The organism is Allobosea sp. OAE752, assembly GCF_050433265.1.
Classification (GTDB): Bacteria; Pseudomonadota; Alphaproteobacteria; order Rhizobiales; family Beijerinckiaceae; genus Allobosea; species Allobosea spartocytisi.
This window is the reverse complement of the sequence record NZ_JBNPXO010000015.1, coordinates 49008-72978: the sequence shown is the minus strand read 5'-3', so window position 1 is coordinate 72978 and position 23971 is coordinate 49008. Positions and strand designations below refer to the sequence as shown.

At 68.0% G+C, this 23971-nt stretch carries 20 protein-coding genes; 14 read left to right on the top strand and 6 right to left on the bottom strand.

The features are described from left to right. Positions 1-34: 34 nt before the first annotated feature. From GGC47_RS26195 to trmB, 3 genes are all read left to right on the top strand, one after another. Positions 35-445 carry a helix-turn-helix domain-containing protein gene (locus tag GGC47_RS26195; RefSeq protein WP_112765304.1) on the top strand — a complete coding sequence of 137 codons (411 nt, stop codon included), beginning with the start codon at positions 35-37 and terminating at the stop codon, positions 443-445. 111 nt (positions 446-556) lie between these two features. Beyond that, positions 557-1813, top strand: coding sequence for a methionine adenosyltransferase (metK, locus tag GGC47_RS26190; protein WP_210323529.1), 1257 nt, complete (start codon positions 557-559; stop codon positions 1811-1813). A gap of 210 nt (positions 1814-2023) precedes the next feature. Then, positions 2024-2719, top strand: a complete 696-nt coding sequence (gene trmB, locus GGC47_RS26185) for a tRNA (guanine(46)-N(7))-methyltransferase TrmB (RefSeq protein ID WP_038365348.1) — start codon at positions 2024-2026, stop codon at positions 2717-2719. Here the strand turns inward: trmB and GGC47_RS26180 are convergent. Next, positions 2694-3782, bottom strand: a complete 1089-nt coding sequence (locus tag GGC47_RS26180) for a DUF2336 domain-containing protein (RefSeq protein ID WP_142023422.1) — start codon at positions 3780-3782, stop codon at positions 2694-2696. The genes trmB and GGC47_RS26180 overlap by 26 nt on opposite strands. A 244-nt stretch (positions 3783-4026) precedes the next feature. On the opposite strand from GGC47_RS26180, the gene rimP reads away from it, so the two are divergent. The 7 genes from rimP (at position 4027) to GGC47_RS26145 (ending at position 11874) form a co-directional block, all read left to right on the top strand. Further along, positions 4027-4725, top strand: a complete 699-nt coding sequence (gene rimP, locus GGC47_RS26175; RefSeq protein ID WP_051988256.1) for a ribosome maturation factor RimP — start codon at positions 4027-4029, stop codon at positions 4723-4725. A gap of 5 nt (positions 4726-4730) precedes the next feature. Beyond that, positions 4731-6323: a transcription termination factor NusA gene (gene nusA / locus GGC47_RS26170; RefSeq protein WP_038365079.1), complete on the top strand. Its 1593-nt coding sequence runs from the start codon at positions 4731-4733 to the stop codon at positions 6321-6323. 14 nt (positions 6324-6337) lie between these two features. Further along, the gene (locus GGC47_RS26165) at positions 6338-7030 is read left to right on the top strand and encodes an RNA-binding protein (protein ID WP_142023421.1); all 693 of its coding nucleotides are present in this window, start codon (positions 6338-6340) and stop codon (positions 7028-7030) included. Beyond that, complete coding sequence (gene infB / locus GGC47_RS26160) at positions 7027-9858, top strand: translation initiation factor IF-2 (RefSeq protein ID WP_142023420.1); 2832 nt, start codon at positions 7027-7029, stop codon at positions 9856-9858. The genes GGC47_RS26165 and infB overlap by 4 nt, the downstream gene beginning before the upstream one ends. 152 nt (positions 9859-10010) lie before the next feature. Further along, positions 10011-10469: a 30S ribosome-binding factor RbfA gene (gene rbfA, locus GGC47_RS26155; RefSeq protein WP_038365076.1), complete on the top strand. Its 459-nt coding sequence runs from the start codon at positions 10011-10013 to the stop codon at positions 10467-10469. After that, positions 10459-11406 (top strand): tRNA pseudouridine(55) synthase TruB, encoded by a 948-nt coding sequence (truB, locus tag GGC47_RS26150; protein ID WP_142023434.1) that lies wholly within the window; start codon positions 10459-10461, stop codon positions 11404-11406. Before rbfA ends, truB begins: the two co-directional genes overlap by 11 nt. A 6-nt stretch (positions 11407-11412) precedes the next feature. After that, positions 11413-11874, top strand: coding sequence for a DUF3592 domain-containing protein (locus tag GGC47_RS26145; RefSeq protein ID WP_051988254.1), 462 nt, complete (start codon positions 11413-11415; stop codon positions 11872-11874). Positions 11875-11880: 6 nt separating this feature from the next. Here GGC47_RS26145 and hemA read toward each other — a convergent pair whose 3' ends face one another. The 3 genes from hemA to GGC47_RS26130 all read right to left on the bottom strand — a co-directional run bounded on the left by hemA (position 11881) and on the right by GGC47_RS26130 (position 15433). Further along, the gene (hemA, locus tag GGC47_RS26140; RefSeq protein ID WP_142023419.1) at positions 11881-13092 is read right to left on the bottom strand and encodes a 5-aminolevulinate synthase; all 1212 of its coding nucleotides are present in this window, start codon (positions 13090-13092) and stop codon (positions 11881-11883) included. 81 nt (positions 13093-13173) lie between these two features. Beyond that, positions 13174-14433, bottom strand: a complete 1260-nt coding sequence (locus GGC47_RS26135) for an allantoate amidohydrolase (RefSeq protein WP_142023418.1) — start codon at positions 14431-14433, stop codon at positions 13174-13176. Positions 14434-14686: 253 nt separating this feature from the next. Further along, positions 14687-15433: an SDR family NAD(P)-dependent oxidoreductase gene (locus tag GGC47_RS26130; RefSeq protein ID WP_038365070.1), complete on the bottom strand. Its 747-nt coding sequence runs from the start codon at positions 15431-15433 to the stop codon at positions 14687-14689. A 442-nt stretch (positions 15434-15875) separates the two neighbouring features. Here GGC47_RS26130 and GGC47_RS26125 point away from each other — a divergent pair, with 442 nt between their 5' ends. Both GGC47_RS26125 and GGC47_RS26120 read left to right on the top strand, forming a co-directional pair. After that, positions 15876-16664, top strand: a complete 789-nt coding sequence (locus GGC47_RS26125) for a WecB/TagA/CpsF family glycosyltransferase (protein WP_051988253.1) — start codon at positions 15876-15878, stop codon at positions 16662-16664. A 5-nt stretch (positions 16665-16669) separates the two neighbouring features. Continuing rightward, on the top strand, positions 16670-17572 hold the full coding sequence (locus GGC47_RS26120; protein ID WP_142023417.1) for a DUF6492 family protein: 903 nt from the start codon (positions 16670-16672) through the stop codon (positions 17570-17572). Positions 17573-17575: 3 nt separating this feature from the next. Here GGC47_RS26120 and GGC47_RS26115 read toward each other — a convergent pair whose 3' ends face one another. After that, positions 17576-18814 (bottom strand): lipopolysaccharide biosynthesis protein, encoded by a 1239-nt coding sequence (locus tag GGC47_RS26115; RefSeq protein ID WP_142023416.1) that lies wholly within the window; start codon positions 18812-18814, stop codon positions 17576-17578. 114 nt (positions 18815-18928) lie between these two features. Here GGC47_RS26115 and GGC47_RS26110 point away from each other — a divergent pair, with 114 nt between their 5' ends. Further along, positions 18929-20020 (top strand): endo-1,4-beta-xylanase, encoded by a 1092-nt coding sequence (locus GGC47_RS26110; RefSeq protein ID WP_142023415.1) that lies wholly within the window; start codon positions 18929-18931, stop codon positions 20018-20020. Between the two features lie 24 nt (positions 20021-20044). Then, complete coding sequence (locus GGC47_RS26105) at positions 20045-22510, top strand: exopolysaccharide transport family protein (RefSeq protein ID WP_429069616.1); 2466 nt, start codon at positions 20045-20047, stop codon at positions 22508-22510. Positions 22511-22788: 278 nt separating this feature from the next. On the opposite strand, the gene GGC47_RS26100 is transcribed toward GGC47_RS26105, so the two are convergent. Beyond that, complete coding sequence (locus GGC47_RS26100; RefSeq protein ID WP_429069614.1) at positions 22789-23841, bottom strand: glycosyltransferase family 2 protein; 1053 nt, start codon at positions 23839-23841, stop codon at positions 22789-22791. Positions 23842-23971 lie beyond the last annotated feature (130 nt).

Genomic DNA, 23971 nt, shown 5'->3' with positions numbered 1-23971 from the left:
CCAAGACAATGATGCTAGGACAGGTTGAATGATGATCAAGAAGGTACCCAATCCGATCGACCGCCATGTAGGCAGCCGAGTTCGGATGCGACGCATGCTTGCCGGGATCAGCCAGGAGAGGCTGGGCGAGGCCTTGGGGCTGACGTTCCAGCAGGTCCAGAAATACGAGAAGGGCTCGAATCGCATCAGCGCGAGCCGCCTGCAGCAGATCGCCAAGATGCTCGATGTGCCGGTAGCCTTCTTCTTCGACGGAGCGCCGAGCGGCGATATGCCGGCCGGCGGCTTTTCCGATTCCGCGGCGACGACCTATATTTCGGATTTCCTGTCGACCAGCGAAGGCGTGCAGCTCACCAAGGCCTTCACCCGCATCAAGAATAGTCGGGTCCGCCGCCGTGTCATCGATCTGGTCGAGGCCCTGGCCGAGGAAGACAGCGAAAAGGCTTAGTTTTCGCGTCGTTTTGTTCGACCTGTCGAACGATCTTCCCGATAAACGAATTATAGCGCTTGACGGCGAACGCGTCCGGCTGCATTGACGGGGCGTTTTCCATGCTGGCGCATGCCGCGCCAGGCGCTTTCATCGTGCCCAGATTCAAGGGAAGCCGCGACCGTGTCACGCCAGAATTACCTGTTCACCAGCGAATCGGTCTCGGAAGGCCACCCCGACAAGGTCTGCGACCGCATCTCGGACGAGATCGTCGATCTGTTCTTCAAGGAGGCGGTGAAGGCCGGCTATGAGCCGTCCAAGGTCCGCGTCGCGGCCGAGACGCTGGCGACGACGAACCGTGTCGTCATCGCCGGCGAGGTCCGCACCCATCTCGACGAGAAGCAGATCAAGTCGAAGGTGAAGTCGGCGGCCCGCAAGGCGATCCGCAACATCGGCTACGAGCAGGCCGGCTTCCACTGGAAGACCTGCAAGATCGACGTGCTGCTGCACCCGCAATCGGCCGACATCGCCCAGGGCGTTGACGAGTCCGGCAACAAGGATGTCGGTGCCGGCGACCAGGGCATCATGTTCGGCTATGCCAGCCGCGAGACGCCCGAACTGCTGCCCGCCCCGATCTACTACGCCCACAAGATCCTGGAGACGCTGACGCTCGCCCGCAAGAAGGGCGAGGGCGACGCCGCCAAGCTCGGCCCCGACGCCAAGAGCCAGGTCACCGTCAAGTACGAGAACGGCAAGCCGGTCGGCGTCACCCAGATCGTGCTCTCGACCCAGCATCTCGATGAAAGCCTGTCCTCGGCCGATGTCCGCAAGATCGTCGAGCCCTATATCCGTCAGGCGCTGCCGGATGGCTGGATCTCGAAGGACACGGTCTGGCACATCAACCCGACCGGCAAGTTCGTCATCGGCGGCCCGGACGGCGACGCCGGCCTGACCGGCCGCAAGATCATCGTCGACACCTATGGCGGCGCGGCTCCCCATGGCGGCGGCGCCTTCTCGGGCAAGGACCCGACCAAGGTCGACCGCTCGGCCGCCTATGCGGCGCGCTATCTCGCCAAGAACGTCGTCGCGGCCAAGCTGGCCGACCGCGCCACGATCCAGCTCTCCTACGCCATCGGCGTCGCCAAGCCGCTGTCGATCTATGTCGACCTGCACGGCACCGGCAAGGTCGACGAAGCCAAGCTCGAGGACGTGCTCGGCAAGCTGGTCGACCTGTCGCCGAACGGCATCCGCAACCATCTCGGCCTCAACAAGCCGATCTATGCCAAGACCTCGGCCTATGGCCATTTCGGCCGCAAGGCTGGCCGCGACGGCAGCTTCTCCTGGGAGAAGACCGATCTCGTCGACGCACTGAAGAAGGCCGTCGCCTGAGATTGACCCCCGGGTCAGGAATGGAAAGGCCGGGGTTCACCCGGCCTTTTTTCTTTGACTTGACGGATAAGGTCGCTGAAACACCCCCGTCATCCCGGGCCTGACCCGGGCTCCATCGTAAGGCTCCGCAGCTCTGTGATGGATTCCGGATCTCCGCTTCGCTGCATCCGGAATGACGGCTCCATCGGACAAAGCGATACGAAGACGATCATGACCTACGACTCCGATCATGACGAACGCGCCTTCTACGGCCGCCGCAAGGGCAAGGCCTTGCGCGATGGCCAGAGCTTGCTGATCGAAGAGACTTTGCCGCGTCTGCGCCTGCCGGAAGGCGAGATCGCCGACCTCAAGGCGCTGTTTCCGCATCCGGTCGAGGCGGTCCGGCTCGAGATCGGCTTCGGCGGGGGCGAGCATCTGCTGATGCGGATGCGCGAGAGCCCGCAGATCGGCTTCATCGGCGTCGAGCCCTTCATCAACGGCATGGCCAAGTTCCTGGCGGTCGCCGAGCGCGAGGGCCTGACCAATATCCGGGTCTGGGACGACGATGCCGCGTTGCTGCTGCCGCGCTTCCCGGCCGGCAGCCTCGACGCCATAGACCTGCTCTATCCCGATCCCTGGCCGAAGCGCCGCCAGCGAAAGCGCCGCTTCGTCTCGGAGCACACGCTTGGCTTGTTCGCTCGCGCACTTAAGGCCGGCGGTCGTTTCCGCTTCGCCAGCGATATCGACGACTATGTCGGCTGGACGCTGACGCGCCTGCTCGCCTCGCCGGATTTCGACTGGACGGACGAGCGCGCCGAGGATTGGCGCCGGCCTTATCCCGGCTGGATCCGCACGCGCTACGAGGCGAAGGCGGTCAGGGAAGGCCGCGTTTCCAGCTATCTCACGGCCTTGCGTCGCGCATCCTGAGGAAGCCGAGCACGCGCTGGGCCGTGCTCTGGGCGAGGTTGCGGAAGCTGTCGCGGGCCCGCTCGATGGCGGCTTCCGACTTGCCGAGGTCCTTGCGCAGCGAGATCAGCGCCGCCGTCGTCTCCCAGGACCAGCCGAGCCCGCGTGCGACGAGCAGCACGGCCTCGCGGTCGGAGCCGAGGATGATCTGCTCGGCCGCCGGCAGGCTGAGCTGCGCCAGGACGGCGAGCGCGCAGGTCGCATGTTCGGTCGCCCCGCTCTGGGCCAGGGCGCGCACCTTGGCCTCGTCGAGCTGGCCGGCCTCGTTCAGCTCCTTGATCTCCGTCAGGGCGGCGCTGATCGGGCCGAGCTCGCTAGGCATCTGACCGTCGGCGGCGAGCGCTTCGGCGCCCCGCTCCACGGCGTCGTCGATCTCGTCGACCAGCGCCAGGGCGAGGCTCTCGTTGAGGCGCTTGCGGGCGGAGTTCTTGGCCGCCCGGATCAGTTGCTCGGACAATTCGGTGGGGATGTCGCGGCGCATGCCCAGCGTCGCCTGCAAGGCGTCGTCCTGCACCGCCCGCATCACCAGCACGCCCATGCCGTGCCGCGAGAAGCGCGCTGTCTGGTTGGAGGCGACGGCATGCGTCACCACGCGGCCGCCGCGCAGGATCAGGAAATCGGTGACGGGCTCGCCGAGATTGGGCCGTTCGGTGATGGCGAGCATATGGTCCCGGCCCTTCGCCGCCGAGATCGCGACCAGATCCTGGTCGCTGAGCCGCGGCGATTGAATGAGGACCGGGCGCGCGACGGCGATTTCGTCGAGGGCGAGCTGGTGGATGACGCCGTTCGGCGCGTTCGGGATCGATGCCAGCCGCTCCGCCAGCTCGATGCGGGCATGGAGCTCGATGACGCGCGACAACCGCCCGATCACCACGTCGAAGACGCCGACCTGCTCTTCGTCCATATGGATGGCGGTGGCGAGGAACAGATCCGTCAACCGGGCGAGGATCTCGGCACGCTCGTGGCCGGAGCCACGCTGTATCGTCGATTCCAGGTCTCGCAGCATCGTGCCGACCGCACTCATCCCGTGTCCTCGCGCAGGGTTTCACCGTGAAGGTGACACGCAAGGATGACCAACGGGTTAGCGGGAAAGGGCAAATCTCGGCCCTTCTGGCGCGGCCGCGGCCACGCTTGCATCTTGCCGCAAGGCGGACTACATAGCGGCCAACAGCTCTGGTATCGGTTAACGCCGGTGATCAAGAGCGGGCCGGCCGGCCCGCTCTTTTTTATTGGCCGCGACCCGCCAGGCAGACGGGACGGCCCGGGGCATGAACGAACCGACAAGCGAACCGACAGCATCATCCGCTCAGGAGCCGCGCCTCGTCGTCGAGAGCGGCGTGGCGGCGCGCGTTGCCATGATCATCGAGCCGGCGATCGTCGATCTCGGTTACCGGCTGGTGCGTGTGCGCGTGACCGCGCAGAATGGCTGTACCGTCCAGATCATGGCCGAGCGGCCGGATGGCTCGATGACGGTCGAGGGCTGCGAGGAAATCAGCCAGGCCGTCTCGCCGGTGCTGGATGTCGACGATCCCATCCAGGCGGCGTATTATCTCGAGGTCTCCTCGCCGGGGATCGACCGCCCGCTGGTGCGCGCGAGCGATTTCGAGCGCTGGGCCGGGCACCTCGCCAAGATCGACACGAGCGAGCTGGTCGCCAACCGCAAGCGTTTCCGCGGCATCCTGCGCGGGGTTTCCGGTACGGATGCGCTGCTGGCCCGCGACGATGCCAGGAGCGACGAGGAGCGCGACGTCGCCATCCCGATGCGATTGATCGCGGATGCGCGTCTCGTGCTGACCGACGCTTTGGTCACCGAGTCGCTGCGTCGCGGCAAATCGGGCCTGCCGCCCGAGATGCCGGCACCCGACGAAGTCGCCGGCCCGAAGAAGGGCCATGGAAAATCGCTCGGCCCGCGTCCGGGCAAGAAGCGCGGACCGGCTCCGCACGAAACAGATACGGAAGAGGAGTGAGCGCCATGGTGGTCGCCGCCAACAGGCTCGAATGGCTGCAGATCGCGGATGCGGTCGCCCGCGAGAAATCGATCGACCGGCAGATCGTGCTCGACGCGATGGAGGACGCGATCGCCCGTGCGGCCCGCTCGCGCTACGGCGCCGAGACCGACGTCCATGCCGAGATCAACACCAAGACCGGCGAACTGCGCCTCGCCCGCCACCTCCAGGTCGTCGAGACCGTCGAGAACCCGGCGATCGAGATCACCGTCGACGAGGCCAAGCGCCATAACCCGGCCGCCCAGGTCGGCGACGTCATCGCCGATCCGCTGCCGCCCTTCGATTTCGGCCGCATCGCCGCCCAGTCGGCCAAGCAGGTTATCGTCCAGAAGGTCCGCGAGGCCGAGCGCGACCGCCAGTACGACGAGTACAAGGATCGCATCGGCGAGATCGTCAACGGCGCGGTCAAGCGCGTCGAATACGGCAACGTCTTCGTCGACCTCGGCCGCGGCGAGGCGATCATCCGCCGTGACGAGATGATCCCGCGCGAGACCTTCAAGGTCGGCGACCGTGCCCGCGCCTATGTCTACGACGTGCGCCGCGAGCCGCGTGGCCCGCAGATCTTCCTGTCGCGCACCCATCCGCAGTTCATGGCCAAGCTCTTCGGCCAGGAAGTGCCGGAGATCTATGACGGCATCGTCGAGGTCAAGGCCGTCGCCCGCGATCCGGGCTCGCGCGCCAAGATCGCCGTGATCAGCCGCGATTCCTCGATCGACCCGGTCGGCGCCTGCGTCGGTATGCGCGGCTCGCGTGTCCAGGCCGTCGTCGGCGAACTCCAGGGCGAGAAGATCGACATCATCCCGTGGTCGCCTGATGTCGCGACCTTCGTCGTCAACGCGCTGCAGCCGGCGGAAGTCGCCAAGGTCGTGCTCGACGAGGAAGCCGACAAGATCGAGGTGGTGGTGCCCGACGAGCAGCTCTCGCTCGCCATCGGTCGCCGCGGCCAGAACGTCCGCCTCGCCTCGCAGCTCACCGGCTGGGACATCGACATCCTCACTGAAGCCGAGGAGTCGGAGCGTCGCCAGAAGGAATTCGTGCAGCGCACCGAGATCTTCATGAACGCGCTGAACGTCGACGAGACGGTCGGCCAGCTCCTGGCGTCCGAAGGCTTCCGCAATGTCGAGGAGCTCGCCTATGTCGAGCTCTCCGAGCTCGCCTCGATCGAGGGCTTCGACGAGGACACCGCCTCCGAGATTCAGAACCGGGCTTTGGAGCACCTCGCCGCCGTCGAGGCTGAATTCGACGAGAAGCGCCGTGCGCTTGGCGTCGAGGACGCCTTGCGCGAGGTCGAGGGCATCACCACCTCCATGATGGTGGCGCTCGGCGAGAACGACGTGAAGACCGTCGAGGATCTCGCCGGCTGCGCCACGGACGACCTCACCGGCTGGACCGAGCGCAAGGACGGTGAATCGACCCGTCATGCCGGCTATCTCGACGGCTTCGATCTCTCTCGCCAGGATGCGGAAGCCATCATCATGGCCGCACGCGTTCATGCGGGTTGGGTCGAGGCTCCGGCGGAGGAGCCCGAGGCAGAAGCCGACGAGGCCGCCGAAGCCTGAGCGGAGCGCCCGCGATGAAGGCGGCGACGCTGAAGGAAGGATCGGAGCGCAGTTGCGTCCTCACCCGTGCGGTGAAGGCCCCCGACGATCTGATCCGCTTCGTCGCCGGCCCTGACGGGACGCTGGTGCCGGATTTGCGGCGCAAGCTGCCCGGGCGCGGTGTCTGGGCGAGCCTCAGTCGCAAGGCCGTGACCGAGGCGATCCGGCGCAAGGCGTTCGAGCGCTCGTTGAAGACGAAGGTCGCGGTTCCCGCCGACCTTCCGGAGATGATCGACGCGCTGATGCTGCGGGACGTGCAGCAGGCGTTGTCGATGGCGAACAAGGCGGGCCTCGTCGTCGCCGGCTTCGGCAAGGTCGAGGCTCTGGTCGAAACCGGCCGCTGCCTCGCCGTCATCGCGGCGAGCGATGGCGCCGAGGATGGCAAGCGCAAGATCGGCCAGGCCATCCGGCGGGCCGAGGCGGCCCGCGAGAGCGAGGGCCTCAAGGTCCGCAGATTGCCCGTCGTCACGATTTTCGCGGCGGCGGATTTGGAATTGGCGTTGGGGCGGGCACATGTGATACATGCCGCGCTTGCTCCGGGTCCGGCGGCGGAGGGTGTCCTCTCCCGCTGGCGTCGGCTCGTCCGGTACCGGACGGACGATACCGCCGCATCCGACCAGAATGAACCCGAAGACACGACCGAACCGGCAGGACCGAACGCGGAATGACCGATAGCAAGACCCCGGGCGACAAGACTCTCAGCGTCAACCCGCCCAAGACCCTGTCGTTGAAGCGACCTGTCGAGCAGAGCACTGTTCGGCAGAGCTTCTCGCATGGGCGCACGAAGCAGGTGGTCGTGGAGGTCAAGCGCCGCGTCCCGGGGCACGAGGTCAAGGAGCCCGTCCCGCCGCGTCCGCCGCAGCCGGCGCCGGCCCAGTCCGCCCCGCGCCCCGCTCCTCAGGCGCCCGCGCCGCAGCGTCCGGCCGGCAGCATGCTGCTGCGCACCCTCTCCGATGAGGAGAAGGACGCCCGCCAGCGCGCTCTGGCCGAGGCCCGCAGCTCCGAGGCAGAGGCGCGCCGCGCCGCCGAGGACGAGGCCCGCCAGCGCGCCCAGGCCGCCGAGCGCGAACGCCAGGAGCGCGAGGCCGCCCTGGCTCGCCAGCGCCAGGAAGAGGAGCGCCGCCGTCACGAGGACGAGCAGAAGCGCCGCGCCGAGACCGTCGTGCGCCAGCGCGACGAGCAGGTCGCCCGCCCGGCTTCGCCGCCACCCGCGCAGCAGCCGCGTGAGTCCGCCCCGTCGCCGGACCAGGCTCCGGCGCCCCAGCCGACCCAGTATTATGGCCGCCCGGCCCCGTCCGGTCCGCGCGAGTTCACGCCGCGTCCGCCGATGCGCGACACCGGCGCGCGCCCGCCGCGGCTGGATTCGCGTCCGCCGCGTTCCGATGCGCCCCGTGCGCCGCGCATGGATGCTTCGGCTCCGGCCGAGCCCGCGGTCGCCCGCCCCGTGCGCCAGGCTCCCTCGGCCAACACCACGCGCAATCGCTCTGATGATGTCGACGTCAAGGCCGCGTTCCGCCGTCCCGGCCTGGGTGCGGGGCCTGGCCGCGGTCCCGCTCCGGCGGCGCCCAAGACGCCCAAGGTCAGCAATGACCGGCCCCGTGGCCGCCTGACACTGTCGACCGCCACCGGGAGCGAGGACGAGCGGACACGCTCGGTCGCCTCGTTCCGTCGCCGCGTGCAGCGCATGACCGGCCACCGCGCCTCCGACGCTCAGAAAGAGCGCGTGATGCGCGAGGTGATCATCCCCGAGACGATCACCATCCAGGAACTCGCGAACCGCATGACGGAACGCGGCGTCGACGTCATCCGCCTGCTGATGAAGCAGGGCGCGATGCACAAGATCACCGACGTGATCGACGCCGACACCGCTCAGCTCATCGCCGAGGAGATGGGCCACACGGTCAAGCGCGTCGCCGAATCCGACGTCGAGGAAGGCCTGTTCGATACGCCGGACACCGACGAGGCCCTGGAGGCCCGCCCGGCTGTCGTGACGATCATGGGCCATGTCGACCACGGCAAGACCTCGCTGCTCGACGCGATCCGCAAGACCAAGGTCGTCACCGGCGAGGCCGGCGGCATCACCCAGCATATCGGCGCCTATCAGGTGACGACGCCGCTGGGCAGCCAGGTGACCTTCATCGACACCCCCGGCCACGCCGCCTTCACGGCGATGCGCGCCCGCGGCGCCAAGGTGACGGATATCGTCGTGCTGGTCGTCGCGGCCGATGACGGCGTCATGCCGCAGACGGCCGAGGCCATCCATCACGCCAAGGCGGCCGGCGTGCCGCTGATTGTGGCGATCAACAAGGTCGACAAGGCCGACGCCAACCCCGATCGTGTCCGGGCCGAATTGCTGCAATACGAGATCCAGGTCGAGACGCTCGGCGGCGAGACGCTTGAGGTCGAGGTTTCCGCCAAGACCGGCCACAACCTCGACAAGCTGCTCGAGGCGATCGCGCTGCAGGCCGAGGTGCTCGATCTCAAGGCCAATCCCGACCGCGCTGCAGAAGGCACGGTCATCGAGGCCAAGCTCGACCGCGGCCGCGGCCCGGTCGCGACCGTCCTCGTTCAGCGCGGCACGCTGCGCACCGGCGACATCATCGTGGCGGGTGCCGAATGGGGCCGCGTCCGTGCGCTCATCGCCGACACCGGCGCGCAGGTGAAGGAGGCGCCGCCCTCCATGCCGGTCGAGGTTCTCGGCTTCAACGGCACGCCCGAGGCCGGCGACCGCGTCGCGGTGGTCGAGTCGGAAGCGCGTGCCCGCGAGGTCACCGAGTACCGGGAGCGGCAGCGTCGCGATCGTCTCGCTGCCCGTGGCGCTGCCTCCGGCGCCGGTCGCTCGCTCGCCGACATGATGCGCGATCTGAAGGAAGGCGCCGGCCGCAAGGAGTTCCCGCTCGTCGTCAAGGGCGACGTGCAGGGCTCGGTCGAGGCCATCGTCGGAGCGCTCGAGAAGGTCGGCAACGACGAGGTGCGGGCTCGCGTCCTGTCCTCGGGCGTCGGCGCCATCACCGAGTCGGACGTCACGCTCGCCCAGGCTTCGGGCGCGGTCGTGGTCGGCTTCAACGTCCGCGCGCATAAGGAAGCGCGCGAGGCGGCGGAGCGGGCCGGCGTCGAGATCCGCTATTACAACATCATCTATAACCTCATGGATGACGTGAAGGATGCGATGTCGGGCCTGCTGGCGCCGACCCTGCGCGAGACCATGCTCGGCAATGCGACGATCCTCGAGATCTTCAACGTCTCGAAGGTCGGCAAGATCGCCGGCTGCCGCGTCACCGACGGCACGATCGAGCGCGGCGCCAATGTCCGCCTGATCCGCGACAACGTCGTGGTCCACGAGGGCAAGCTCGCCCAGCTCAAGCGCTTCAAGGACGACGCCAAGGAAGTCGTGGCCGGCCAGGAATGCGGCATGTCCTTCGAGAACTACCAGGACATGCGCCCTGGCGACGTGATCGAGTGCTACCGCGTCGAGGAAATCAAGCGCACCCTCTGAGGCGGCGCTTCCTGAAACAGCGCGTCATGGCCGGGCTTGGTCCGGCCATCTCGTGACGAGAAGAGCGCGTCCAGCGCCTCATCTTTGAAGAGACGGTCGGGTGAGACCCGGCTGTGACGTTTGATCCGGTCCGATCCCGGAGAACGAGAACCATGGCCAAACCTGCAAAACCCTCCGGTCCGTCGCAGCGGCAACTGCGCGTCGGCGAACTTATTCGCCATGCGCTGGCTGAGATGCTCGCGCGTGGCGACATCCATGACGATGTACTGGCGAAACACGTCATCACCGTTCCCGAAGTCCGTCTCTCGCCGGATCTCAAGCTCGCCACGGCCTACATCATGCCGCTCGGCGGGCAGGATGTTAAGCCGGTGCTCAAGGCACTCGAAGCCAATAAGCGTTATATGCGCGGCGAGATCGCCCATCGCGTGAACCTGAAATACGCGCCGGATATCCGCTTCCGCGCCGATGAGAGCTTCGCCGAGGCCGAGCGCATCGACGCGCTGCTCGATACCGAGCAGGTGCGCCGCGACACGCTGGTGGAGCGCCTGAAGATCGACCAGGACCACGAAGACCAAGCCCCCGAAAACGACCGCCGTGACGATGACCGCTGAGAACCCATCCGAGATCGCCCCGGGCCAGGACGCCGCCCCGGCGCCGCGCCCGAAGAAGCGCGACGTCCATGGCTGGGTCGTCCTCGACAAGCCGGTCGGCATGACCTCGACCCATGCGGTCAGCGTCGTGAAGCGCGCCTTTTCGGCGAAGAAGGCCGGCCATGCCGGCACGCTCGATCCGCTCGCCTCGGGCCTGCTGCCGATCGCGCTGGGCGAGGCGACGAAGACGGTCCCCTTCGTGATGGATGGCCGCAAGGCCTATCAGTTCACCGTCGCCTGGGGCACGCAGACCAATACCGACGATACCGAGGGCAGCGTCATCGCCACCTCGGACAAGCGGCCGGACGAAGCCGCCATCGTGGCCTTGCTGCCGCGCTTCACCGGCACGATCATGCAGACGCCGCCGAAATTCTCGGCGATCAAGATCGCGGGCGAGCGCGCCTACGACCTCGCCCGCGACGGCGAGGATGTCGAGTTGCAGGCCCGCCCGGTCGAGATCGACGCGCTCTCCATCGTCAGCCATGACGGCGCGACCACCACCTTCGAGGCCGAATGCGGCAAGGGCACCTATGTCCGCGCCATCGCTCGCGATCTCGGGCTCGCGCTGGGTTGCCTCGGCCATGTCGCGCATCTGCGCCGCACCCGCGTCGGCCCCTTCGCCGTGGCGGACGCAGCCGCCGTTGAGACCCTGCGCGAGAGCCCGGAGGGCGCAGCCGCGGCGCTGAAGCCGGTCAAGGCCGCGCTGACGCTCATTCCCGAGGTCGTGATCCATCGCGACGCCGCGACCCGCCTCAAGCGCGGCCAGAGCGCCCTGCTGCGTGGCGCCGGAGCGCCGATCGCGGCCGAGGCGGCCTATGCGACCTGCGCCGGCACGCTGATCGCGACCGGCTCGATCGACAACGGCGAGTTCGTCCCCCACCGCGTCTTCAATCTCTGAAGGCGGATGGGCGAAAGCCGCAGGAAGCAACGGTTCGGGGGCCTTGCCCAGGATGGCAGGCTCCTGTTCTGGCGCATCGGCTGCGTTTTCGGGGTCGTTGCCGTCATTCTCGCGACGGCCTGCTATTTCACCTACAGCCATAACCAGAAGCTGCTGGCGCGTGCCGAGCGCGCCTCAGGAACCGTAGTCGAACTCCGGCACGGCGGTGGGAACTCGACCTACCGCCCGGTCGTGAGCTTTCAGACGGCGCAGGGACAGGCCGTCACCTTCGTGACCTCATGGGGCACGAGCCCACCGGCCTATCGCAGGGGCGATCAGGTGATCGTGCTTTACGACGCAGCAACGCCGGACAAGGCCGAGATCGAGGGTTTTCTGTCCCTGTGGCTGGGAACCCTGATCCTTGCTGGCCTCGCCACGGTCTTCGGGTTGCTCTCGGCGACCCTGATGATCGTGGCCAAGCGCGGCTGACCGGCCTCAAGCCGCGCGCTTCAGCCCATCCCGCGCCCAGATCGCACCGAGCGCCGCCACCAGCGCATCGATATCGGCGTCGGAATGGAAGGGCGAGGGCGTGATCCTGAGCCGCTCCGTGCCGCGCGGCACGGTCGGATAGTTGATCGGCTGGACATAGATGTCGAAGCGCGCCAGCAATTCGTCGCTGATCGCCTTGCAAGCCTTCGCCTCGCCGACCATCACCGGGACGATATGGCTGGGGTTCTCCAGATGCGGAATGCCGGCCGCGTCGAGCTTGCGCCGCAGTGCCTGCACCCGGTCCTGCTGGCGCTCGCGCTCGGCCGGGCTCTCCTTGAGATGCGCGATCGCGGCGATCGCGCCGGCCGCCACCGCCGGCGGCAGCGAGCTCGAGAAGATGAAGCCGGAGGCGAAGCTGCGGATGAAGTCGCACAGCGCCGCCGAGCCTGCGACATAGCCGCCGATCACGCCATAGGCTTTCGCCAGCGTGCCCTGGATCAGGGTGAGCCGGCCGGTCAGCCCCTCGCGCTCCGAGACGCCGCCGCCGCGCGGCCCGTAGAGCCCGACAGCATGGACCTCGTCGCAATAGGTCATGGCGCCGAACTCCTCGGCGATGTCGCAGAATTCCGCGATCGGCGCGATGTCGCCATCCATCGAATAGACCGACTCGAAGGCGATCAGCTTCGGCCTGCTCGGATCGAGCGCGGCGAGCTTGCGGCGCAGATCGGCCGGGTCGTTATGGGCGAAGATGTGCTTCTCGACGCGCGAATGCCGGATGCCCTCGATCATCGAGGCATGGTTCAGCGCGTCGGTCAGGACGATGCAGCCGGGGATGCGCGCGGCCAGCGTCGAGAGCGCGGCCCAGTTCGCCATGTAGCCGGAATTGAAGATCAGCGCCGCTTCCTTGCCGTGGAGATCGGCGAGCTCGCGCTCCAGCAGGACATGGTAGTGGTTGGTGCCGCCGATATTGCGCGTGCCGCCGGCGCCGGCGCCCGAACCGTCGAGCGCCTGATGCATCGCGGCGAGCACCTTCGGATGCTGACCCATGCCGAGATAGTCGTTCGAGCACCAGACGGTGACGTCGCGCGGGCCGCTCTCGCCGTGATAGGTCGCGGTCGGAAAACGTCCGACCTGACGCTCCAGATCGGCGAAGACCCGGTAGCGGCCCTCGCGTCGCAGCCCGTCGAGCTCGCTGCGGAAGAAACTCTCGAAATCCATGGCCAGCCTCCTGCGGCGCGCCTCTCCTAGGCCTTTTGGGGTCGCGGCGGAATGGCGCGCGGTGTCGCGGCTGGAACCCTTCTATTTCGAACGTTCGGCCAGTTCCAGCAGCGTTTCGAGCAGGACCTTGATGGCGGTGCCGGCATCGGCCTCGGTCATGTTCTCGCGCGGCGAGTGGCTGATGCCCTTCTCATTGCGCACGAACAGCATGGCGACCGGAGCGATCGCCGCCATCGCCATCGCGTCATGTCCTGCGCCGGAGGGCAGTCGCCGGGCGGAGAGGTTGCTGCCGGCCCGCGCCATGCCGGCGGCGAAAGCGTCCTGCAGCTGCGGGTCCATCGGGACGGCCGCGGCTTTCGCATAGGGCACGATCTCCAGCCCGACGCCGCGCCGCGCCGCGATGGCGCCGAAGCGGTTGCGGATCGCCGCCTCCATCGCGGCCAGCGTCTCGTTCCGGGGCGCACGGTAGTCGATGGTGAATTCGGCGGCGCCGGGCACGACATTGGTCGCGCCGGGCTCGGGGCTGAGCACGCCGACCGTGCCGACGGCGAGCTCATGCGCCGCGGCGATCTCTTCCAGCGCCAGCGCCATTTCGGCGGCGGCGGTCAGCGCGTCCTTGCGCAGGGCCATCGGCACGGTGCCGGCATGCCCTGCCTCGCCGGTGACGCGCACGCGCGCCCGGCTCTGGGCGTTGATGGCGGTGACGATGCCGACGGGCTCGTTCTCGGCCTCCAGCACCGGCCCCTGCTCGATATGCACTTCGAGATAGGCCCGGATCGAGCCGGGCTTGCGGGTGAGCGAAGCGATGCCGGCCGGATTGCCGCCGAAGGCGACGAGCGCGTCGGCGAGCTTCACGCCCTCGCTGTCGCGCGCCTCGAGCCAGGCCGGGTCGTAATGGCCGGCCAGCGCCTCGGAGGTGGAGAGATGCGTCGGAAAGCGGACATTCTCCTCATCGCCGAAGGCGACGACCTCGATCGGGAAGGGCAGGCCGATCCCGGCATCGCGCAGCGCCTGCGCCGCGAGGATGCCGGCGACGACGCCGAGATTGCCGTCGAAGCGCCCGCCATCCTTCACCGTATCGATATGGGAGCCGATCAGCACGGCGGGCGCGCCCGGCACAGTGCCCTCGCGCCGGCCCTGCACCGAGCCGGCCGCGTCGATGAAGGCGGAAAGCCCCGCCACCTCCATCGCACCCTTGACCCATTCGGCCGCCTGCCTGTGCGCCGGCGAGAGATAGAGCCGCGTCAGCTTGCCCGGCTCGTCGGAGAAGCGGTTCAGGCCGGAAAGCGCGGCGAAGGCACGGGCGCCGAGGACGGCGGCGGAGGGAAGCGTCTGCGTCATGGGCGCCAGGTCATAAGTCCGTCGATCGTGAGCCCAGACCCTAGAGCAGGAGGCCGGGAAGCGGGAACCGCTTTTTGGCAAAGCTGCTTCTCCGATCCGGCGTCTCGGTGCTGGGCTGCGTCATCAAGCTGGGTCGTGCGGTCTTGAGACGAAAACTACGCCGTCATTCCGGGCTTGATGATGGATTCCGGATCGGCGCCGCTAACGCGGCTTGTCCGAAATGACGGCGTTTTTCGATGGGGAATCGTGAATCCTAATACGTCGCCCGTCCGCCGGAGAGGTCGAAGACGCCGGCCGTGGTGAAGCTGTTCTCGGCCGAGGCGAGGAAGGCGACCATGGAGGCGACCTCCTCCGGCAGCAGGAAGCGTCCGCGCGGAATCTTCGCGAGCATGTAGCCGATATGCTCGTCGCTCATCTGGTCGAAGATGCGGGTGCGCGCCGCCGCAGGCGTGATGCAGTTCACGGCGATGTCCTTGTCGGCGAGTTCCTTGCCGAGCGACTTGGTCAGCGCGATCACCGCCGCCTTCGATGCCGAATAGGCCGAGGCGTTGGGGTTGCCTTCCTTGCCTGCGATCGAAGCGACGAGGACGATGCGCCCGTAATTGCGCTTGATCATGCCCGGGATCACGGAACGGCAGCAATGCAGCGTGCCGTCGAGGTTGAGCCGCATCACCCGCGCCCAGTCCTCGAGCGGATAATCCCAGGTCTTGTGGTTCGGCCCGGCGATCCCGGCGCTGGTGACGAGGATGTCGACGCTGCCATGTCTGGCTTCGAGCGCATCGCTTGCGGCCTGGACGGCGTCGGCGTCGGTGACATCGACCGCGCTGCCCGTCGCGCCATGGCCGATTTCGGCAGCGGTCTTCGCGGCGAGGCCGCCATCGACATCCCAGATTGCCACAGTCGCACCGCTTGCCGCGAAGCGTTCGGCCACGGCGCGGCCGATCCCCTGCGCGCCTCCCGTCACGATGGCGACGCGCTTCCTTAAATCGATTTGGTTCATTCGCTCAGCCTCCCCGGATTCGTTGCCAGCCAGCCTAGCGAGCGAGGGAGCGGCGAGCCAGAGCCAAGCTGCAGGCTTGCAGCCGTCGCGTGGCCGCTATGCAATCTGTTAATCACTCACCTCGTTTTGCCGCAGTTGAAACCGCCCGTCCGACGTTCCGAAACGGTACGACAGGGGTCTGTTCGTCCCACCCTGCAACAGATGCGGCCGGCGCCGACGCAACGGAAGCGACGGTCTTGTAGGCTTTCGTTTCGGTTCGGAACAAGTCATTGGTTTTGCTGCGGGATCGCCGTTAGTTCTTTCTCCTGGATTGCGTGAAGGCGGCGTTCACCTTTCGCTTGACTTCGCCTTGACCTGAGTGCTGGTTCCGCCTTCACATCCCGTCATCATGAGCCTGCCTCAGTTCTCAGGATCGAAAACGACCGTGCCTGCAGCGCTTTCTATGCCCCTCGCGAACGAGGCCGAGCCCCGCCGGCGCCAAGGCTATGGCAAGCGCGATATCGGCGGCATCGGCATCGCCGTGGTGACCCGCGATACCGCGATCGCCGAGCTGCGCGAGGCCATCGTCGAAGGCGGCCATGTCAAGCTCGCCTTCTGCAACGCCAATCTCGTCAATGTCGCAGCCGGCGACCTGGCTCTGCAGCGTAGCCTTTCGACCTTTCTCGTCCTCGCGGACGGCATCGGCGTCGATCTCGGGAGCTCGCTGCTCTACGGCAAGCCTTTCCCGGCCAATCTGAACGGCACGGATTTCCTCCCGGCCTTCTTCGGTGCGCAGTTGCGGCCGCTTCGCGTGTCCTTGCTCGGCGGCCGCCCCGGCGTGGCCGACCGCGCGGTCGAGAATCTGGCCCGGCGCTATCCGCAGCATCGCTTCAAGGTGGTCTCGCATGGCTACTACGCCCCGGAGGAGGAAGCGCGGCTGCTCGACGGGCTCAAGGCCGAGCGGCCCGATCTGCTGCTGGTCGCGATGGGCAACCCGATGCAGGAGCGTTTCATCGCCGAGAAGCTGAGCACCCAGCATTGCGCGGTCGCCGCCGGCGTGGGGGCTCTGTTCGATTTCTTCGCCGGCGAGGTGCAGCGTGCCCCGGAGGCGATCCGCAAGGCGCGCCTCGAATGGATCTATCGGCTCTGGCTCGAGCCGAGCCGGCTCTGGCGCCGCTATGTGCTCGGCAATCCGGCCTTCCTGATGCGGGTGGCGCGGCAATATCTCGCTAGCGGCCGGCAGGCCGGCTGACGCCCGTGACCTTCAGCTATGCCCTGGCGACGCCGAGCTACAGGGGCGACGTCGATCGTTGCCGCCTGCTCTGCGCCAGCATCGATCGCTTCGTCACCGGCCATGGCGTGCACTACCTCCTGGTCGAGGATCGCGACGTTCCGCTGTTTCGCGACCTCGAAGGGCCGAAACGGCGCATCCTCCCTGAATCGCAGCTCCTGCCGTCCTGGCTGAAGCCCAGGCCGGATCCGTTGAGCCTCGGCCGGCGTCGGGTCTGGACCGGCATGCGCGCGTTGGCGCGGGGCCTCCCGCCGCTGCGCGGCTGGCACGCCCAGCAACTGCGCAAATTCGCGGTCGCCACGGTCGCCGGGGAGGACGTCATCCTCTTCGCCGATTCCGACATGCTGTTCCTGCGGCCCTTCGATCTCGCGGATCTGGAGCGGGACGGCGCCGTCAGGCTCTATCGCAAGCCGGAGGCGATCGCGGCCGACATGGCGCGCCATCGGCCGTGGTGCGAGAACGCCTCGTCCCTGCTCGGGCTCGGCGCGCCGTCCTATCCGGGGCCGGACTACATCAACAACATGGTGAGCTGGCGCCGCGACCACGTGCTCGGGCTGCTCGCGCATATCGAGACGGTGAGCGGCCGCGACTGGGTCTCCGCCATCGCGCGGGACCGGCAATTCTCCGAATACATGATCTACGGCTACTACGTCGAACGCGTCCTCGGGCTCGAGGCCGCGCGGCACTGGCCCGATCCACGCGAGCTCTGCAAGGTCTACTGGTTCCCCGAGGATGTCGCCGGTCTCGACCTGCTGAAGACCTTCGAGGAGGTGCTGGAGCCCTGGCAGGTCGCGGTCGGCGTGCAGTCCTTCATCGGCCAGCCGCTCGACAAAGTCCGGGCGCTGTTCGAGAGACAGGCCTCGGCCTGACCCTCAGCGCTGTTTGTAGCCGCCGCGCGCCAGCAGCCGGTAGGTGAAGCTCGCGGAGACCAGATAGACCAGCCCGAAGACGAGGTTCATCCAGCTCGCCCAGGCCTCGCCTGCGGCGAAGCGGGTCATCACCAGCGAGATCAGCCCTGCCTTCAGCGCCGTCAGCAGGCACAGCAGCACGATCCGCGAACCGGTGCGCTCGCGCGCATAGAGCAGTTCGGCATGGTATTCGACGAGGTTGCGGAAGGCCGGCACCAGCAGCATCGGCGCGAAGAGATAGGCGGCTTCCGAGACATTGCGGCCGAGCAGCCCCGGAAAAGGCTTCAGCGCGATGATGACGGCGACGAGGCCGGCGGTCGAGACCAGCGCGATGCCGATCTCGAAGGCGGCGAGGCGCCGCCCCCCGCCGAGCCCGCGATCCTGCATGATCTTCTGCACCAGCATCTGGTTGAAGCTGCGCACCGGCATGGCGGTGAGGTCGATCACCCTGAGCGCGATGGCATAGAGGCCTGCGGTCCGCTCGCCCGCCAGGCCGAGCACCAGCAGCTTGTCCAGCTCCGACTGGACGTAAAAGACGATATCGGCCGCACCGGCGAAGACGGCATCCGCCATGCGCCGCGGATAGAGCGCCCGCACGAAGCGCCAGCGCGCCGGCGGCAGGAAGGCGGCGAGCGCGACGACGAGGCTCAGGAAGGTTGCGGCGAGATAGGCGCCGGCCCAGATCTCGAGGCTGCGATGGCCGAAGGCGATGAAGAGCAGCGCGGCCAGCGTCCGCAGCGACGAGCCGATGATCACGAGCAGCGCCGCCTGCCGGAAGCGCCTGAGCCCGTTATTGACGATGGCGACGACCTCGACCGGCCGCCAGCACAGCACCTCCGCCACGATGATCAGGGCGAAGGGCAGCGCTGCCAGCCGCTCGGCGAAGAGCAGCCAGTAGGCGCCGGCCGAGATGGCGGCGATCAGCGGCAGCGAGGCGAGGCTCAAGCCCGCGAAGCCCGCCAGATAGGCGCCGAGCAGGCGCGGCTTGACGGTCGCCACCCGATAGAGCGGCGAGACGAAACCGAAGGCGAGCAGGCGCGAGAGGATGAGCCCGGTCGAGGAGGCCGTGGCGAAAAGGCCGAACTCGCCCAAGGTCAACGTATTCGCAACGATAAGGAAGTAGACAAGGGAGATGACGAGCCGGCCGGCCGAGCCGCTCAGGATGGTGAGATAGGAGAGGGTGGTGGCACGGCTCGGTAACATGGACGGTACTCGGGGACGCTGGCCCGGCCCATGCCTGCCATCGCGCGGATGATGGAATTCACTTAGCCGAGAGGCGTTGAGCGACCCTAAACGAAACGGAAGCGCACCAACTTCATGCAGGAAGCCGAACCGGACCGGGACGACCTCGCGCTCACGCGCCGCGCTGCGCTGCGTGCGGGAGCCGTTTCCGCGGCCGTCGCCATGCTCGGCTCCGCCCCGGGGCAGGCGGCCGCGCGCCCGATTGCCATGGGTTCGGCCGCGGAGATCGGCGCTTTCCGGAGCGATCCGCGCTATCGCGAGGCGCTGAAGCGCTATTGCGACGTCGTCGTGCCCATGAACGACCTGAAATGGGAGGCGCTGCGCCATGACCGCGCGCGCTTCGATTTTTCCGGTGCCGACGAGCTCGTCGCCTTCGCCGAGGCCAACCGCAAGGCGCTGCGCGGCCACACGCTGCTCTGGGGCGAGGCCCTGCCCCCCTGGGTAAAGGAGATGAAGACCCGCGCCGAGGCCGAGCGCGAGCTCGTCAACCACATCGAGGTGGTCGTCGATCGCTACAAGGGCCGCATCGCCACCTGGGACGTGGTGAACGAGGTCATCAAATACGACCCCACCTCCGGTGGCCCTTGGCGCGACACGATCTGGCAGCGCCTGCTCGGGCCGGAGCATGTCGAGATCGCCTTCCGCACGGCCGCCCGCACCGATCCGAAGGCGCGCCTCGTGCTCAACGATTTCCATTTCGAGGAGCCGGACCCCGTCGCCGCCGCCCGCCGCAAGGTCGCGCTCGACATCTGCCGGCGCCTCAGGGACAAGGGCATCCCGATCCATGGCGTCGGCATGCAGGCGCATCTCTATGCCGAGAAGCAGGTCGATACCGACGGGTTGCAGCGCTTCATGCGCGATCTCGACGAGCTCGGCCTCGATGTCGAGATCACCGAACTCGACGTGATCGACTGGAAGATGCCGGCCGATGCCGCGCTCCGCGACAAGCATTCCGCCGCGCTGGTCTCGACCTTCCTGAATGCCGTCGTTTCCGCGAAGCGGCCGAAGGCGATCGTCACCTGGGGTTTGACCGATCGCTATTCCTGGGTGGGCGAGACCTTCCCGCGCAAGGACGACGCCAAGGCGAGGCCCCTGCCGCTCGATGCGGATTACCGGCCGAAGCCGATGATGGCAGTGCTCGAGCGCTATCGGCGCGGCACGGGGTGAGTTCGGAAAGTGAAGCGTAGCGTCATGTTCACCACCGAAACGGCCGACAAGGATCGACTGGAAGGGGCCGATCGCGGCGCTCCGCCGGAAACGGCGCGCCCGGTCGAGATCGGCCGCCTCGCCGATCCGCTCTGGATCGTGGCGACGCTCTGGCGCCGCAAGGGGCTGATCCTGCTCTGCGCGCTCGTCGGCTTCGGCCTCGCCGTCCTGGCGAGCCTGCTGATCGCGCCGAAATACACCTCGACGGCGCAGCTCTTCATCGACCCGCGCGATCTGCGCGTGCTCCAGAACGACGTCTCCCCGAACACCGTCGGCAGCGACCCGACCTCGATTCTCAGCTATCTCGAAAGCCAGGCACGCGTCATCGCGTCGGACAGCATCAAGTCGCGGGTGATCGAGAAGCTCGGGCTCGACAAGGATCCCGATTATGGCGGACCGGCCCGTGGTGGCCTCCTCTCCGGCCTGTTCGGCCCCGACAAGGCGACGACCGATCGCAACGCCATGCTCTATGCGCTGGCCGCGCTCGACAAGAGCGTCGCCGTGCGTCGCGGCGAGCGCACCTTCGTCATCGACATCTCCGCCACGGCCGGCGACCCGGACAAGGCCGCGCAGATCGCCAATGCCCTCGCCGAAGCCTATCTGGAGGACCAGGCGCAGGTCCGCGTCGATGCAGCCCGGCGCGCCACGTCTGCCCTGACCGCGCGGCTCGAGGAATTGCGCGGCCGCCTGCGCATCGCCGAGGACAAGGCCGAGGCCTACAAGGAAGCCCACAACATCGTCGGGCTCGGCAGCAACAAGTCGCTCAGCGAGGAACAGCTCTCGCTCAACGCCACCCAGCTCGTCGCCGCCCGCCAGCGCACCACCGAGGCCAAGGCGAAATACGACCAGATCGCCGCGACCCGCGCCTCCAACGTCGAGGCCGGCGCGATCCCGGAGGCCGTCGCCTCCAACACGATGACGGCGCTGCGCGCCCAGCTTGGCGCGGCACTCAGCAAGGAGGCCGATCTCGTCGCCTCGCTCGGCGCGCGCCATCCGGCCCTGACGGCCGCCCGCGCCCAGGTGACCGATTCCCGCCGCCAGATCGCCGACGAGCTCAGCCGCATCGCCCGCGCTGCCAAGGCGGAATACGACCGCGCCGCCGAGGCCGAGCGCCAGCTCTCGCGCCGCGTCGACCAGCTCACCACGGCGCAATACGCCGCCGGCCGCGCCTCGGTCGAATTGCGCGAGCTCGAACGCGAGGTCGAATCCTCCCGCGCGATCTACGACGCCTTCCTGAAGCGAGCCCGCGAAACCGGGGAGCTCGGCGGCATCGACACGACCAATGCCCGCGTCATCAGCCCGGCCATGCCGCCGCTGGAGAAGAGCGGCGTCAGCCGCCGCAGCATTGCGCTGCTCGGCGCTTTCGGCGGCGGCGGCGCGGGAGCGTTGCTGGCGCTGGCTCTCGCATTGTTCGCGGTGCCCCGCCCGGTGCCGGAGGAGAAGGCCCCGTCGGCCCGCAGATCCCTCTGGCGGCGCAAGCCGCGCCCGGTCGAGTCTGAAGCCGAGGAACCGGCACCGCCTCCGCCGGCCCGACCGGCACCGCCGTCCGAAGCCGTGATTCTGACGCCTCCTCCGCCTCCGCAGCCGCAGCCGGTCGCGCCACCCGTGCCCGAGCAGCCCGAACCCGTTCCGCCGCCGGTGAGCCCCGCCGCTGTCCAGACGCCTCCCCCGGCCGGCGACAAGGCGGGCTGGCGCCGCCTCATCGCGATTCCGGGCGGTCAGCCGGACCGGAAGCCGGAAAAGCCGTCGCCGCCGCTGGTCCTGACGCCGCTCGGCAAGATTCCGGCGGTGCGTAACCGGCGCTGGCGCCGCGAACTCGAGGCCGCGCGCTCGGTCTTCCAGGCCAAGGCGCATCTCGTCGATGTCATCGACAAGCCGCAGGCGAGCTTTGCCATGGCCGTCGCCGCTGTCAGGGCCGAACTGGTTCATGGCGCCGGCGACAATCCGCGCCGGCGTATCCTGGTGCTCGGCCTGCAGCCGCAGGTGGGCGCGACGACGCTCGCCCTCAATCTCGCGCTCGATGCCGCTCTGGCCGGCCAGCCGGCGCTGCTCGTCGATGCCGCCGACGGCGCTCTCGCCCTGACGCGGATCTTCGCGCCCGATGCGTCGGCCGGTCTGGAAGAGGTGATCGGCGGCAGCCGCACGCTTGCCCGCGCGATCCTGAAGGATGAAGGCAGCGATCTCGCCTTCCTGCCGCGCTCGAACCGGCCGGGCCTGCCCGCGACGGGCTCGCTGGAAAACGGCCTGTTCGGCGCGGCGCATCGTTTCGGACCGGTCATCGTCGATGCCACGGCCGGCAGCGCGCTGGCGCGGCGCTTTGCCGAGGTGGTGGACGACATCCTCGTGGTCTCACGCCAGGCCAAGCTGTCGGATGCCGATATCGAGCGCCTGAAGACGCAGCTCGGCGTCAACGCCAACAAGCTGCGCGGCCTCGTCGTGAACGAGAGCTGAGGCGGCACCTGCTGGCGGTCCGGAGCCGGTCCGGACTCCCCAGGCCCTCATCCTAGACTCATCCTAAGAGCGTGCTGATTTTGTACGGAACCACGCGGTCATCCCGGGCTTGACCCGGGATCCATGCCGGAACGTACCCGACAAGGTTCAGGCATGGATCCCGGCTCTCCGCTTCGCTGCGGCCGGGATGATCCGCATTTCCTTGAAAACGCGGGACTCTCAGGAAACGCGCCTTCGGCACTCCTCAGGAGATGAGGCTCGCCCCCGCTCGACCGGCCTCAGTTCTTCTCCGGTTTGCGGTATTGCTCGTTGGCGACGCCGAATTCCGACATTAGCCGGCCGAGCGCGACCTGGGTGTGGTAGAGCCCGATGGTTCCCGAGCGGCTCTTCAGGCCGAGCGCGATGCCGCGTGGTACGGAAGCGGCGAGCAGCGCGAGCGATTTCGCCAGCACCTTGAGCCGGCCCGCGGCGCCCGGATTCTGCCGCCGCGCGATCGTGGCCGAGATCGCGCCGTTGCGCAGGCCGCGCGCGGCGATCCAGCCGAATTCGGTGCGGCGCTGCGGCATCGTCTCGCGCTGCGCCGCCTCCTGCACCCACCAGAAGCGGAATCCGGCGGCCCTGGCGCGGGTGAAGAAATCCGTGTCGCCGCCGCCGGTGAAGTCGAAGCTCTCGTCGAGGAAGGGGAAGCCCAGCCGCTCCAGCACCTCCCGCCGGATCAGGTAGTTCGCGCTCGAATAGAGCATCGGCACCGGGCCGGAGACCGCATAATGCGAGCGGAAGACCGGATGCGCCGCGAGCCAGGCCCGCGAGCGGTCGGCGAAGACCGGTGTCACCGAGCCGCCGAAGAGCTCGGCCGGGGTGGTCGCCGCCGCCTTGAGGAAGGCGTCGAGCCAGCCGGGCTCGGCCTCCTCGTCGTCGTCGATCCCCAGCACCTGCTGCAGGGCCGGAAAGCGTGTCAGCGCGCAGCGCCAGGCGGCGTTATAGGCCTTGCAGTTGCCCTGGCGCGGCTCGACGATGACGAGGCCCTTGAACAGCCCGGCTTCGAGCAGGGTCTTCGCGCGCTGCGCGCCGGCCTGTTCCTGGCCCTCGTTCTCGACGACGATCACCGCGAAATCATGCCCGCCGGTTTGCGCCGCCAGCGAGCGCAATGTCGCCTCCAGCATGTCGGGGCGCCTGAAGGTCGGCACGCAGACGACGCTCGCGACGCCGGCCAGCATCTCGGGCGGCGATTGCGCCACCACGCCGAAGCTCTCGGGCGTCGCGAAGCGCAGCGGCGAGGCACCGCCCCGCGCGCCGGCATCGGTCTGTTTCGTCGGTTCAGCCGCAACCATGGCGAACCTCATAGATCCGGCCGGCTTAAAGTTCGGTGTTCGCAAAGCGCGATCCACCGGCCTTTTCCGGCAAAGCCTCGTTGAGCATAGCAGATGGGGCGGCTTGACCTGCCGCGGCAATCGGCCGACT